Genomic DNA, 13,629 nt, shown 5'->3' with positions numbered 1-13,629 from the left:
TGAGGCGGGTAACATCTTCCCGTTAGTGCCGTGGCGCGAACTTCCCGTCCTACACCGCCGACTTCGGCCTTAAATTCTCATCAAACGTCAGCCGTTTCCGGTCAGGCTCAGCCTCGCGCAGCGGCTCCACCTGGTGCATAGTGAGCTTGCAGCGCTCCACCAGCACCTGATACTCCCGCGTGCCCTGCTGCTTCCACGCCAGCTCCTGCTCGCTGAGTTCGCGAATCGCTTTGGCCGGGCTGCCGATAATCAAATGGTTGGCGGGCATCTCCGCCTTCGCCTTCACGAACGCCGCCGCGCCGACGATGCTGTTTTCACCGATGACCGCGCCGTCCATCACCACCGCGTTCATGCCCACCAGCGCATTGCGGCGGATCACGCAGCCGTGGAGAATGGCGCTGTGGCCGATATGCCCGTCCTCTTCCACCACCGTGTCCTGCTCCGGGAAGCCGTGCATCACGCAGTTATCCTGAATGTTGGCGCCGTCTTTCACCACGATACGGCCAAAATCTCCGCGCAGGCTGGCGTTGGGACCGACGTAAACGCCTTTGCCCAGAATCACGTCCCCGATCAGCACCGCCGTCGGGTGAACATAGCTCTCGTCCGGCACGACCGGCGTCAGACCGTCAATTTGATAAACTGGCATCTTCGCTCCTTATGCGCTTGTAAGACCACCAAAGCGTTGATAGTAAAGCGTGCCGGGCACGGGCAGTTCGCCCACGGAGGTTTCGCCCTTCTCGCTGACAAACGCCAGCGCCCCCGGCGCGACACGCTGATAGATATTAATGCAGAGCTGTCGGGCGCTTTGTCCCGCCCAGTGAGCGGGCAGCAACTCTTCCGGCAGCAGCGGGTCTTTCAGCACCACGCGACGATAAAAGTGAATCAGCAGCAGCTGGATCTGGAAACAGCGTTCCGGCGTCAGCTCCTCGGGCGCTACCTCTTTCAGCAGCGGCAGCAGCGGCCGGAACGAGTTGATAAAGGACTCGTACATCGCGTTTTGCTCTGTTAACTGCCAGCACTCTTCTACGCGCGAACGCAGCGCGGCGCGGGAGAGCGCCAGCGGCGAGTGGGCTTCAAAGAAGATCACGTTTTCCGCCACGCCGGCATCGTGAAGCAGAGACTGCACGTCCGCCAGATGCTGCGACGGCGAGGCCATCAGGCTCGGCGCCAGCGTGCCAAACCCCTGCCAGATCAGCTGTTTTTTGACGTCGGCAAGGGTGGTTTTATCCAGACCTTCGGAAAGCAGCAACAGCCATTTGCCGTCCCAGGCGGGCAGTTCCGCACGGTAAATCTTATTCTCCGCGCGACGCGTCAGGCGAAGCCCCTTATCGCTCAGGCGGTAAAAGCTACGACGCCCGATGCGGGAAACGTCCAGCCAGCCCTCTTTGTTGAGACGAAACAGCGCGGTGCGCACGAAGCGTTCGCCAAACCCCATGCCTTCCAGCAGGGCGGCCAGGCTGCCGAGCCAAATCTCACCGCCGCGATGGGAAAGCGCGTCACCGTATAACGAGGAGATAAGCGAGGTCCCGCTGACGGGTACGGAGCTGACCGCGTGCTGGATAAAGGCGTCGAGTTTATTCATGTGATTCATTCTGTTGTTATTTTTGTCCTGGATGAATCATAGCACAGGATTCTGGGATAGCCCCTCACCCTAACCCTCTCCCAAAGGGAGAGGGAACTTTTTACACCCTCTCCCTTTGGGAGAGGGCTGGGGTGAGGGAAACTCAACCGTTGGCCGCGGCTTTACGCAAATCAAACACCCGACAGGCTTTCCCCTCCGAGCGCGGGATGCTGCCGCAGTTAACAATCATTACGTCGGTGGAAATCCCCACCATCGACTTAATGCGGTGGCGCAGCTGGTGGCACACCTGACAGCGCTGCTCGTGCGTCAGCGTGAGGCTACTCTCTTTTAGCTCCACCTTCACGGAAAGTGAATCAAGATGCCCGCGACGGTTCACCTCCAGCTGATAGTGCGGAGAAAGGTGTTCGAACTTAACGATCTCCTCTTCCAGCTGCGACGGGAAGACGTTGACGCCGCGGATGATCAGCATATCGTCACTGCGCCCGCTGATCCGGTCCATGCGGCGCATGCTGCGCGCGGTGGCCGGGAGCAGGCGCGTCAGGTCGCGGGTGCGGTAGCGGATCACCGGCAGCGCCTCTTTGGTCAGCGTGGTGAACAGCAGTTCGCCCTGCTGACCGTCATCCAGCGGCGTGCCGTCGTTCGGGTTGACGATCTCCGGGTAGAAGTGATCTTCCCAGATGGTTGGGCCGTCGACGGTTTCGATACACTCCATCGCCACGCCCGGCCCCATCACCTCGGAGAGGCCATAGATATCCAGCGCGGTAATGCCTAAGCGTTTTTCGATTTCGCGACGCATGGCCTGCGTCCACGGCTCGGCGCCGAAGACGCCCACGCGCAGGGAACAGCCGCTGGCATCGCCGCCCATCTGGCGCTCCAGCTCCTCAATCAGGTTGAGGCAGTAGGACGGCGTCACCATGATCATATCCGGCTGGAAATCACGGATCAGCTGCGCCTGTTTCTCCGTCTGGCCGCCGGACATCGGGATCACCGTCGCGCCTAAACGCTCTGCGCCGTAGTGCGCCCCCAGCCCCCCGGTAAACAGGCCGTAGCCATACGCCACGTGAATTTTGTCCTTCGCGCTGCCGCCCGCCGCGCGCAGGGAGCGGGCCACCAGATTGGCCCAGTTGTCGATGTCGCCCTGCGTATAGCCGACAACGGTCGGTTTGCCGGTGGTGCCGGATGAGGCGTGAATACGCACCACCTGCTCCATCGGCACGGCAAAGGTATCGAAAGGATAGTTATCCCGCAGGTCCTGCTTGGTGGTGCACGGGAATTTGCGGATATCCGCCAGCTCTTTGAAATCGTCAGGGTGAACGCCCGCGGCGTCAAACTTGCGTTTGTACATCGGCACGTTGCTGTAGGCGTGATGCAGCGTCCACTTCAGACGCTCGGTCTGCAGCGCCTGTAACTCGTCAAGGGAGGCCGTTTCAATCGGATCAAGCTTTGTTGTATTTGTCATTGTAGGGTACTCACATTGTTTTTATGCTCAAACACGCTCAAGGATCATGGCAATGCCCTGACCCACACCGATGCACATCGTACACAGCGCGTAGCGCCCGCCGCGTCGGTGCAGTTCGTTGCTCGCGGCCAGCGCCAGTCTGGCACCGCTCATGCCCAGCGGGTGGCCCAGCGCAATCGCGCCACCGTTCGGGTTGACGTGCGCGGCATCATCCGGCAGGCCCAGCTGACGCAGCACGCCCAGCGCCTGCGAGGCGAAAGCTTCGTTAAGCTCGATCACATCCATATCGTTAATGCTGAGTCCGGCGCGCTCCAGCACCTTGCGGGTGGCCGGGACCGGGCCGAGCCCCATCAGACGCGGCTCCACGCCCGCCGTCGCCATCGCCACGATCCGCGTGCGCGGGACTAGCCCCTGCGCCAGCGCCATCTTCTCGCTGGCGACGATCAGCGCCGCCGCGCCGTCGTTGACGCCGGAGGCGTTTCCCGCCGTGACCACCCCGTTCTTACGAAACGGCGTGTTTAGCCCGGCGAGCTGTTCGAGCGTGGTGTCCGCGCGCGGATGTTCATCCACGCAGAACTCCGTGACCGTCCCTTTTTTGCCCGGCACCGGTACCGGCACAATCTCCTGCGCCAGAATGCCGTTCTGCTGCGCCTGCGCGGTACGCTGCTGGCTGCGCAGCGCGAACGCGTCCTGATCGGCACGGCCGATATTTAACAATTCAGCTACATTCTCTGCCGTTTCCGGCATACTGTCAGTTCCGAATTGCTGATGCATGAGCGGATTCACAAATCGCCAGCCGATGGTGGTATCAAAGATTTCCGTCTGACGCTGAAACGCGGCGGTGGCTTTGCCCATCACAAACGGCGCGCGGGACATCGACTCCACGCCGCCCGCAATCAGCAGCTCGCCATCGCCCGCCTTAATGGCGCGGGCAGCAAACCCAATCGCATCAAGACCCGATCCGCACAGGCGGTTAACGGTGGTTCCGGACACCGTCTGCGGCAGCCCGGCCAGCAGGGACGACATGCGCGCTACGTTGCGGTTATCTTCCCCCGCCTGGTTGGCGCAGCCGAAGATCACGTCGTCGATCCGCTCGAGGTCGAGCTGGGGATAGCGGGCCAGCAGCGCGCGCAGCGGCACGGCACCGAGATCGTCGGTTCGGACTGCGGCAAGCGCGCCGCCGTAGCGCCCCACCGGGGTTCGAACGCCATCACAAATAAATGCTTCACGCATCTGCCTCTCCTGTCACGCTGCCGCCGATGCGGTGAGATTTCCCGCGAAAAAGGGCGACGGTTTTCTGTTGTTGGTTCTGGATTTCAATGTCGTACACGCCGGTCAGTTTGCCCTGGTGCATCACCCGCGCGGTGGCGGTGAGCGTGTCCCCGGCAAAGCCCGGACGCAGAAAATCAATCGAGCAGCCAGAGGCTACCGCCGCCAGCCCCTGGCTGTTGCAGGCGTAGGCAAAGGCGGTGTCTGCCAGCGAAAAAAGCTGTCCGCCGTGGCAGGTTTTGTGGCCGTTAAGCATCTGCGGAGTGATGGTCATGGTCACCACCGCGTAGCCTTCATCCATGTCGACAATGTCCATCCCCATCGCCTGCGCGCAGGCGTCCCGTTCGTACATCGCGCGGGCGTTATGCCAGGCGTTATGACTCATAGCTACTCTCCAGAAGCGCACGCTGGCGCAGCAGTGAACAGGGGCGATAGCGCTCTTCGCCGTAATGACGCTGCAGGTTCTCCAGCAGCGTCAGCAGGCGCTGCCAGCCCAGACGCTCGCCCCAGGCGATCGGCCCGCTCGGGTAGTTCACGCCCAGGCGCATGGCGGTATCGATGTCCTTCTCGCTGGCGACCCCTTTTTGCAGGGCATCCAGCGCTTCGTTGGCAATCATTGCCAGCGTGCGCCAGACCAGCAGGCCGGGATAATCGGCAATTTGCACCACCCGGTTACCCTGCTGCTGCAGGTAGCGGATGGCCTTTTGCGTCGCGGTGTGCGGGTTGCTGGCGGCCGACGCAATCACCGCCACGTCGCGCTCAATGCGGTCCACCACCACCACCGGGCCGTTGAGCCGCAGCGCCAGCGCCTGAGCGGTTTCGCCCTGAGTTTCGATCAGATACACATCATCAATTTCGGTGACACCGTCACGTCTTCTTTCCACACGCATCGGGCTGTAGCTGTCGTTAACGGCCGGCACCCACTGCACGGCGGGTTTGTCACCCTGCCAGTCGTAGACGCCCTTCCCGCTCTTTTTGCCCAGCCTTCCCGCCAGCACCAGCTCCTGCTGGACCAGAGAAGGCAGAAAACGACGCTCCTGCCAGAAAGCGTTAAACACCGAGCAGGTCACCGCAAAATTCACGTCCTGACCAATCATGTCGGTCAGCTCCAGCGGCCCCATCGGGAAACCGCCGCCGTCGCGCAGGGCGGCATCAATCACCTCAGGCGGGGCGACCTGCTCTTCCAGCGCGCGCCAGGCTTCGGAATAAAACGGACGCGCGACGCGGTTGACGATGAACCCCGGCGTTGACTGGCAGCGAACGGGCTGTTTGCCCCAGTTCAGCGCCAGCTCGCACAGCGCGTCGGCCACTTCCGGAGAGGTCGCCAGCCCGCTGACCACCTCCACCAGCTTCATCACCGGCGCCGGGTTGAAGAAGTGCAGCCCTGCGACGCGCTCCGGGTGGTGGACGTCCGCCGCAATCGCCGTGACGGAGATGGAGGAGGTATTGCTGGTCAGCACCGTCTGCGGCGGGCAGATCTCAGCCAGCCGAGCAAACAGCGCCTTTTTCACCTCCAGACGCTCTGAGGCCGCTTCTATGACCAGATCGGCCGCGGCGAGCGCCTCGATATCGGTGACCGGAAGCAGCCGGGCGAGGATCTGGCTCCCGGCATCGGCGGAGAGTTTTCCGCGCGTCACCCGGGAGGCCAGACGCTGGCGGATCCCGTCGATGGCCCGCGATATCGCGTCGCTGGAGATGTCGTAGATCAGCACCTGATGCCCATGGCTGGCGGCGACTTCGGCAATCCCTGCGCCCATCGTGCCGCTGCCAATCACGGCGACAGTCCGTATGTTCAGCATCTTATTTCCCCGTAAAGTTCGGCGCGCGCTTCGCCAGGAAGGCGCTGACGCCCTCGCGGTAATCGTCGCTGCGCCCGGCCAGGCGCTGATAGTCGCGCTCCAGATCGAGCTGGGCGTCCAGGGTGTTGGTTTCCGCGGCGTTGATCGCCTGCTTGATCAGCCCCAGCCCGAAGGTCGGTTGAGACGCAAAGTGCAGCGCCATCTGCTGCGCGGTAGTGGAGAGCTGTTCGTCATCCACTACCTGCCAGATCATCCCCCAGGCCTGCGCCTGCTCGGCGCTGAGCTTGTCGCCGAGCAGCGCCAGCCCCATGGCGCGGGCGCGTCCGGCCACGCGCGGCAGCAGCCAGGTGCCGCCGCAGTCCGGCACCAGGCCGAGCTTGCTGAAGGCCATCACGAAGTTGGCGGAACGGGCGGCAATGACCATGTCGCACCCCAGCGCCAGCGTGGCACCCGCGCCGGCCGCCACGCCGTTAACGGCACAAATGACCGGTTTCGGCAGCTTTGCCAGGCGGCGCACCAGCGGGTTATAGAAGGTTTCAACGGACATCCCCAGATCCGGCGCCGGGCCGTTGGGGTCGACGTTGCGGTCGTTCAGATCCTGACCGGCGCAAAAGCCGCGTCCCGCCCCGGTGATCAGCAGGCAGCGAACGGTGTCATCACGCTCGGCCTGTTTCAGGCACTCGGCAAGCTGCTGGTGCATCACGTCGTTAAAGCTGTTCAGATGCTCCGGACGGTTCAGCGTAATGGTCATTACGCCCTGCTCAACATGACTGAGAATAAATTCCACAATTAGCGTCCTTTAAAGTCGGGGGTGCGTTTTTGTAAGAAGGCGTCGATGCCTTCCCGGCGGTCTTCGGTGGCAGAAAGCAGCGTAAACAGCTGGCGCTCCTGGGCCAGACCGGCCTGGAGCGGCACCTCCTGAGACTGGCGCAGCGCCTGTTTCGCCGCCTGCAGCGCCAGCGGAGAGTGGCGCGCCATCAGCGCCGCCTGCTTCAGGGCATACTCCAGCGTCAGCGCTGGTGGGAAGACGTCGCTCACCAGCCCGGCGCTCAGCGCCTGCTGCGCGGGGATACTCTCGCCGGTCAGCACCATTTTGCTGGCAAGGGATTTACCGACGCTGCGAATCAGACGCTGGGTGCCGCCCGCGCCGGGCATAATGCCCAGCGTAATTTCCGGCAGGCCAAAGCGGGCGTTATCGCCAGCAACGATCGCGTCGCACAGCAGCGCCAGCTCGCAGCCTGCGCCCAGCGCGAAGCCGTTCACGGCGGCAATCAGCGGTTTAGGAAAAGCGTTAATCCGCGCCCACAGCTGCGGGCGGATATCGTTCAGCGTGGCGGGCAGGTCTTTCTCCGCCATTTCGTTGAGATCGGCCCCGGCGGCAAAGCAGCGCTCGCTGCCGTAAATCACGCAGACGGAAATCTCGATGTCAGAAGCCGCGGCCTCCAGCTGTTCCGCAAGCTGCGTCAACAGCGCATTGTTGAGGGCGTTGCGCGCCGCCGGACGGTTTAGCGTCAGCTGCAGCACTCGGCCATGACGGGTAACAGTCAGTTCGCTCATGCAATCCCCTTCGCGTCGAAGTCGACAATCACGTCGGCGGTTAACGGCAGCGACTGGCAGCTCAGCACGTATCCGGCGGCCAGCTCGTCCGGCTCCAGGCTGTAGTTGGTCGCCATATCCACCTTCCCGCGCAGCACTTTGCATTTACAGGTGGCACACACGCCGCCCTTGCAGGCATACGGAAGATCCGCACCCTGACGCAGGGCGGCATCCAGGATGCTTTCGTCGTCCGCCGTCAGGGTGATTTCGCGATCGCGCCCGTCCTGGCGCACGGTCACTTTCTGTCCTTCCGCCTGGACGTGCACCGCGCGTTTAGCGGTGGACCCCGGGGTGTTAAAGCGCTCAAGGTGAATGGATTTGTCCGGCATCCCCAGCGCCTTCAGCGTCGCTTCGGCGTCGTCCATCATCGCCGACGGGCCGCAGATAAACGCCTCGTCGTACTGGCGGAAGTTAATCAGGGTTTTCGCCAGCGCCTGCAGCTTTTCCCCGTCGATACGGCCAAAGAGCAGATCGCTATCCAGCCGCTCCTGGCTGAAGATGGAGACCAGCTGCAGCCGCTGCGTGTACTTGTCCTTCAGGTCCGCCAGCGCCTGGCGGAACATCATGCTCTGGCTGCTGCGGTTGCCGTAGATCAGGGTGAACTGGCTGTTGGGTTCGGTTGCCAGCGTCGCGGAGATAATCGCCAGCATCGGAGTGATCCCGGAGCCTGCCGCAATCGCCAGATAGTGGCCTTCACGTTCAGCCCGGGGCTGGTAGCCAAACTGTCCCTGAGGGACCATCACCTCCAGGGCCATGCCCGCTTTGATCTCATCCCGCGCATAGCGGGAAAAGCGCCCGCCGTCGATGGCTTTGACCGCCACGCTGATTTCGCCCGGGGCGGTGCTCCTGCAAATGGAGTAGCAGCGGCGCAGCTCGTCCCCGCCAAGCTTCGTTTTTAACGTCAGGTGCTGGCCGGGGCGGAAGCGGTAGGCGTCCTGCAAATCGTTTGGCACGGCGAAGGTAATGGTCACCGCGTCGCGGGTTTCGGGTTCCACTTTTGCCACTGTTAATGAATGAAACGTTGTCATGGCAGCCTCAAATGCATTTGAAATAGTCGAAGGGCTCACGGCAGGTGTTGCAGCGGTAGAGCGCTTTGCAGGCCGTCGAACCAAATTCACTGATAAGCGCGGTGTCGGTGCTGGCGCAGCGCGGGCAGCTCACCTCCACAGGCGCGTGCGCGTGGCAGCTATGCCCCACGGGCGGGCTGATGCCGTACGCCCGCAGGCGCTCGCGCGCGTCGGCGGTCATCCAGTCGGTGGTCCAGGCGGGTTCAAGCTGGAGCACAATGTGTACCGGAGTAAAGCCGTTCGCGGTCATCGCGTCGCGGATCGCCCCCAGCAGGTGTTCCGTTGCCGGACAGCCCGAGTAGGTTGGCGTGAAGCCAATGACCCAGCCTTCCCCCTGCGCCTTCACGCTGCGCACCATGCCTAAATCGGTGATGGTTAATACCGGCACTTCCGGATCGGGGATCTGGCTTAACAGCGACCAGATCTGCGGGATTTGCGCGGGCGCGATGTCGACGAGGCGTTGCATAGCGTTCTCCTTTACCACTGCTGACCGGGATACGCGCGCTGGAGGTACTGCATTTCCGCCAGCATCGGGCCCAGATGTTCGGTATGTAGCCCCTTCTTGCCCCCGGTGCGGTACGCCACCTCTGCGGGCACCTGCAGGCAGGCTTCATTCAGACCGGCAAAGACTTCGCTTTCCCACGGCTGGCGCAGGACGCGCGGGTCAACCGCCACGCCGGAGTCAATCAGCGCCAGCTCGACGTCATCGGCTTCAAACAGCTCCGCCGTAAAACGCCACAGGCTGTCGATAGCCTGCTGCATTTTTTGCGCGGACGTTTCGGTCCCGTCGCCCAGACGCACCAGCCAGCCGCGGCTGAAGCGCAGGTGGTAGCGCGCCTCTTTAACCGCTTTGGCGGCGATGGCCGCAAGCTGGCCGTCGCTGCTTTGGGTCAGCCGTTCGTACAGCGCCACGTTCCAGGCATCCATCAGGTACTGGCGGGCAATGGTGTCGGCGAAGCTGCCGTTCGGCTGCTCCACCAGCAGGACGTTGCGGAACTGGCGCTCGTCGCGGCCAAACGCCAGCGTGTCTTCATCGCCCCGGCCTTCCCGCTCCGCGGCATAGGTCAGGAAATTGCGCGCCTGGCCCAGCAGGTCGAGACCGATATTGGCGAGCGCGAGGTCAATTTCCAGCTCTGGCGCATGGCCGCACCAGGCGCCGAGACGCTGGGAAAGCACCAGACCGTTGTCGCCCAGACGCAGGGCATAGGCAGTCACTGAATTCATTCTTTGCCTCACATATGCTCGATGCCGTCGGGGATGGTGTAGAACGTCGGATGGCGGTAAACCTTGCTTTCCGCCGGGTCGAAGAACTCACCGCTCTCTTCCGGCTGGGAGGCGACAATCTCGCTCGCCTTAACCACCCAGATAGAACACCCTTCGCTGCGGCGGGTGTAAGCGTCGCGCGCATTTTCCAGCGCCATGCGATCGTCGGCGGCATGCAGACTGCCCACGTGACGGTGGGATAACCCTTGTTTGCTGCGTACGAATACTTCGTACAGCGGCCAGTAGACGTTGCTCATGGTTATTTCCTCTTATGCGGCCTGACGGGCGCGCTGTTTTTCCGCGTGCGCCAGTGCGGCTTCGCGCACCCACGCCCCCTCTTCCCAGGCTTTTCGTTTCGCGGCCAGGCGCTCGTGGTTGCAGATGCCGCGCCCGCTGATGACCTCGTCAAACTCCTGCCAGTCGATCTCGCCGAAGCGATAATGACCGCTCTCTTCATCAAATCGCAGGTCGGGATCCGGCACCGTCATGCCCAGCATTTCCACCTGCGGCACCGTGTTATCGACAAAGCGCTGGCGAAGTTCGTCATTGCCGAAGCGTTTGATTTTCCAGGCCAGGCTGCGGGCGCTGTTCGGCGAGTTGTCGTCATTTGGCCCGAACATCATCAGCGCCGGCCACCAGAAGCGGTTGATGGCGTCCTGCAGCATCTGACGCTGGGCCTCGCTGCCCTGCGCCAGCGCCATGCAGGCCTCAAAGCCCTGGCGCTGGTGGAAGCTCTCTTCTTTACAGATTTTCACCATCGCGCGGGCATACGGTCCGTAGGAGGTCCGGCACAGCGCCACCTGGTTGACGATAGCGGCGCCGTCCACCAGCCAGCCAATCACGCCGATATCGGCCCAGCTCAGGGTCGGATAGTTGAAGATGGAGGAGTATTTCATCCTGCCGTCGAGCATCTTCTGGTAGATGTCTTCCCGCGCGCAGCCCAGCGTTTCCGCCGCGCTGTAGAGGTAGAGCCCGTGCCCGGCTTCGTCCTGCACCTTCGCCAGCAGGATCGCTTTTCGGCGCAGCGTCGGCGCGCGGGCGATCCAGTTCCCTTCCGGCAGCATGCCGACAATTTCGGAGTGCGCATGCTGACCAATCTGACGGATCAACGTCTTACGGTAGGCGTCAGGCATCCAGTCCTGAGGCTCAATCGCCGTCTCCTGCGCTATGCGCTGCTCAAACCGTTGTTCTTGCGTCACGTCGTCACCTTTATGATTCGTTAGTTTGCAAATTAAAGCGTAATGTTGAATCACTTTGTTTTTTAAAAGTTACACAAAGGTTAAATATAACCCCAAGAATTGTTTCCTGGTTTTGTGATGTTGCTCGCAAGGCTTTTACTGCACGCCCTATGAGCAGCCGCTTTGCGCGCTGCAATTCATCAGACCGGATCACAATGTTAACAATTCATTAAAACTCAGCTTGATTTTTATGATTCATGATTAAAGTATTAATGAGTAAATTACGTAACATTTGGAGATAAGCGATGCAGCAGTTAGCCAGCTTCGTGTCCGGTACCTGGCAGTCTGGCCGGGGCCGCGAACGCACTATTCATCACGCCATCAGTGGCGAAGCCCTGTGGAGCGTGACCAGCGAAGGGCTGGACATGGCGGCCGCCCGTCGCTATGCGATTGAGCGCGGCGGTGAAGCGCTTCACGAGATGACCTTTATCGAACGTGCGGCCATGCTGAAGGCGGTGGCAAAGCACCTGCTTAGCGAGAAAGAGACGTTTTATGCCCTGTCGGCTCAGACGGGCGCGACGAAGGCGGACAGCTGGGTGGATATTGAAGGCGGCATCGGCACCCTCTTCACTTACGCCAGCCTGGGCAGCCGCGAGCTGCCGGATGACACGCTGTGGCCGGAAGACGAGTTAATCCCGCTGTCGAAAGAAGGCGGCTTTGCGGCGCGCCACGTCCTCACCTCCAAATCCGGCGTGGCGGTGCACATCAACGCCTTTAACTTCCCCTGCTGGGGGATGCTGGAAAAGCTGGCGCCGACCTGGCTTGCCGGCATGCCCGCCATCATCAAACCCGCTACCGCTACCGCGCAGGTGACGCAGGCGATGGTGAAATCCATCGTCGACAGCGGACTGGTGCCGGACGGCGCCATCAGCCTGATCTGCGGCGGCGCGGGGGATCTCCTCGACCAGCTCGACAGCCAGGACGTGGTGACCTTTACCGGCTCCGCCAGCACCGGGCAAAGCCTGCGCGTGCACCCGAATATTGTGGCGAATTCGATTCCGTTCACCATGGAAGCCGACTCCCTGAACTGCTGCGTGCTGGGGGAAGACGTTACGCCAGACCAGCCGGAGTTTGCGCTGTTCGTCCGGGAAGTGGTCCGCGAGATGACCGCCAAAGCCGGGCAAAAATGTACGGCCATTCGCCGGATTATCGTCCCGCAAAACCAGATTGACGCGGTGAGCAAGGCGCTGATTGCCCGCCTGGAAAAAGTGGTGGTGGGCGACCCGGCGCAGGAAGGGGTGAAGATGGGTGCGCTGGTCAACGCCGAACAGCGCGCGGACGTGCAGGAGAAAGTGGAGCAGCTGATCGCCGCTGGCTGCCAGATCCGTCTGGGCGGCAAGGCGGATCTGCAGGCCGCGGGCGCGTTCTTCCCGCCGACCCTGCTGTTCTGCCCGCAGCCGGACGAAACCCCGGCGGTGCACTCAACCGAAGCCTTCGGCCCGGTTGCGACGCTGATGCCGTATCGCAACGCACGCCACGCGATGCAGCTTGCCCGCGCGGGTGGCGGCAGCCTGGCGGGTACGCTGGTCACCGCAGACCAGGCCATTGCCCGCGAGTTTATTGCCGGCGCGGCGCGCGCCCACGGGCGCATTCAGATCCTTAACGAGGAATCATCAAAAGAGTCTACCGGCCACGGCTCCCCGCTGCCTCAGCTGGTGCACGGCGGCCCGGGACGCGCGGGCGGCGGCGAAGAGCTGGGCGGCCTGCGCGCGGTGAAGCACTATCTGCAGCGCACCGCGATTCAGGGCAGCCCGACGATGCTGGCCGCCATTGGCAAACAGTGGGTGCGTGGCGCAACGGTGCAGGAAGATCGCGTTCATCCGTTCCGCAAATACTTTGAGGAGCTGCAGCCGGGCGATAGCCTGCTGACGCCGCGCCGCACCCTCACGGAAGCGGACATCGTGAACTTTGCCTGCCTGAGCGGGGACCATTTCTACGCCCATATGGACAAGATCGGCGCGGCAGAGTCGATCTTTGGCGAGCGCGTGGTGCACGGCTACTTCCTGATCTCCGCCGCGGCGGGACTGTTTGTTGATGCGGGCGTCGGGCCGGTTATTGCCAATTACGGCATGGAAAACCTGCGCTTTATCGAGCCGGTTAAGCCGGGCGATACCATTCAGGTGCGTCTGACCTGCAAACGTAAAACGCTGAAGAAACAGCGTACCGCCGAGGAAAAACCGACTGGCGTGGTGGAATGGGCGGTTGAGATCTTCAACCAGCACCAGCAGGCCGTGGCGCTCTACTCCATCCTGACGCTGGTGGCGCGCCAGCAGGGCGATTTCAGCTAACGCCCCTCACCCTGACCCTCTCCCCAAAGGGGAGAGGGGATTGTTCTGCACGCGCATGTGATTTATCC

At 62.3% G+C, this 13,629-nt stretch carries 14 protein-coding genes; 1 reads left to right on the top strand and 13 read right to left on the bottom strand.

Annotated features, from left to right (window positions below; genetic code table 11):
* Positions 1–49: 49 nt before the first annotated feature.
* The 13 genes from paaY to paaA all read right to left on the bottom strand — a co-directional run bounded on the left by paaY (position 50) and on the right by paaA (position 11,234).
* Positions 50–646 (bottom strand): phenylacetic acid degradation protein PaaY, encoded by a 597-nt coding sequence (gene paaY, locus ACMGGX_RS20380; protein ID WP_023619119.1) that lies wholly within the window; start codon positions 644–646, stop codon positions 50–52.
* A gap of 9 nt (positions 647–655) precedes the next feature.
* Positions 656–1,591: a phenylacetic acid degradation operon negative regulatory protein PaaX gene (gene paaX / locus ACMGGX_RS20375; RefSeq protein ID WP_248112252.1), complete on the bottom strand. Its 936-nt coding sequence runs from the start codon at positions 1,589–1,591 to the stop codon at positions 656–658.
* Between the two features lie 133 nt (positions 1,592–1,724).
* Positions 1,725–3,041: a phenylacetate--CoA ligase PaaK gene (gene paaK / locus ACMGGX_RS20370; RefSeq protein ID WP_045399011.1), complete on the bottom strand. Its 1,317-nt coding sequence runs from the start codon at positions 3,039–3,041 to the stop codon at positions 1,725–1,727.
* Positions 3,042–3,068: 27 nt separating this feature from the next.
* Positions 3,069–4,274 carry a 3-oxoadipyl-CoA thiolase gene (gene pcaF / locus ACMGGX_RS20365; RefSeq protein ID WP_181593209.1) on the bottom strand — a complete coding sequence of 402 codons (1,206 nt, stop codon included), beginning with the start codon at positions 4,272–4,274 and terminating at the stop codon, positions 3,069–3,071.
* Positions 4,267–4,695 (bottom strand): hydroxyphenylacetyl-CoA thioesterase PaaI, encoded by a 429-nt coding sequence (gene paaI / locus ACMGGX_RS20360; RefSeq protein ID WP_045399003.1) that lies wholly within the window; start codon positions 4,693–4,695, stop codon positions 4,267–4,269. The genes pcaF and paaI overlap by 8 nt, the downstream gene beginning before the upstream one ends.
* Positions 4,685–6,109: a 3-hydroxyacyl-CoA dehydrogenase PaaH gene (gene paaH / locus ACMGGX_RS20355; RefSeq protein WP_048977904.1), complete on the bottom strand. Its 1,425-nt coding sequence runs from the start codon at positions 6,107–6,109 to the stop codon at positions 4,685–4,687. The genes paaI and paaH overlap by 11 nt, the downstream gene beginning before the upstream one ends.
* Before the next feature lies 1 nt (position 6,110).
* On the bottom strand, positions 6,111–6,899 hold the full coding sequence (paaG, locus tag ACMGGX_RS20350) for a 2-(1,2-epoxy-1,2-dihydrophenyl)acetyl-CoA isomerase PaaG (RefSeq protein WP_420299029.1): 789 nt from the start codon (positions 6,897–6,899) through the stop codon (positions 6,111–6,113).
* Positions 6,899–7,666 carry a 2,3-dehydroadipyl-CoA hydratase PaaF gene (gene paaF, locus ACMGGX_RS20345; protein WP_420298859.1) on the bottom strand — a complete coding sequence of 256 codons (768 nt, stop codon included), beginning with the start codon at positions 7,664–7,666 and terminating at the stop codon, positions 6,899–6,901. Before paaF ends, paaG begins: the two co-directional genes overlap by 1 nt.
* The gene (gene paaE, locus ACMGGX_RS20340; protein WP_420298858.1) at positions 7,663–8,733 is read right to left on the bottom strand and encodes a 1,2-phenylacetyl-CoA epoxidase subunit PaaE; all 1,071 of its coding nucleotides are present in this window, start codon (positions 8,731–8,733) and stop codon (positions 7,663–7,665) included. Before paaE ends, paaF begins: the two co-directional genes overlap by 4 nt.
* Positions 8,734–8,740: 7 nt before the next feature.
* On the bottom strand, positions 8,741–9,238 hold the full coding sequence (paaD, locus tag ACMGGX_RS20335) for a 1,2-phenylacetyl-CoA epoxidase subunit PaaD (protein ID WP_058840679.1): 498 nt from the start codon (positions 9,236–9,238) through the stop codon (positions 8,741–8,743).
* 11 nt (positions 9,239–9,249) lie between these two features.
* Positions 9,250–9,996 (bottom strand): 1,2-phenylacetyl-CoA epoxidase subunit PaaC, encoded by a 747-nt coding sequence (gene paaC / locus ACMGGX_RS20330; protein WP_181593213.1) that lies wholly within the window; start codon positions 9,994–9,996, stop codon positions 9,250–9,252.
* An 8-nt stretch (positions 9,997–10,004) separates the two neighbouring features.
* Positions 10,005–10,292: a 1,2-phenylacetyl-CoA epoxidase subunit PaaB gene (paaB, locus tag ACMGGX_RS20325; protein ID WP_003857353.1), complete on the bottom strand. Its 288-nt coding sequence runs from the start codon at positions 10,290–10,292 to the stop codon at positions 10,005–10,007.
* A gap of 12 nt (positions 10,293–10,304) precedes the next feature.
* Positions 10,305–11,234 (bottom strand): 1,2-phenylacetyl-CoA epoxidase subunit PaaA, encoded by a 930-nt coding sequence (gene paaA / locus ACMGGX_RS20320; RefSeq protein ID WP_063440994.1) that lies wholly within the window; start codon positions 11,232–11,234, stop codon positions 10,305–10,307.
* A 284-nt stretch (positions 11,235–11,518) separates the two neighbouring features.
* On the opposite strand from paaA, the gene paaZ reads away from it, so the two are divergent.
* Positions 11,519–13,561, top strand: a complete 2,043-nt coding sequence (paaZ, locus tag ACMGGX_RS20315; RefSeq protein WP_420298857.1) for a phenylacetic acid degradation bifunctional protein PaaZ — start codon at positions 11,519–11,521, stop codon at positions 13,559–13,561.
* Positions 13,562–13,629 lie beyond the last annotated feature (68 nt).

The sequence above is a fragment of the Enterobacter sp. BNK-29 genome, assembly GCF_048684785.1.
GTDB lineage: Bacteria > Pseudomonadota > Gammaproteobacteria > Enterobacterales > Enterobacteriaceae > Enterobacter > Enterobacter cloacae_M.
The sequence above is the reverse complement of the archived record's forward strand: the minus strand, read 5'-3'. Positions and strand labels throughout refer to the sequence as shown.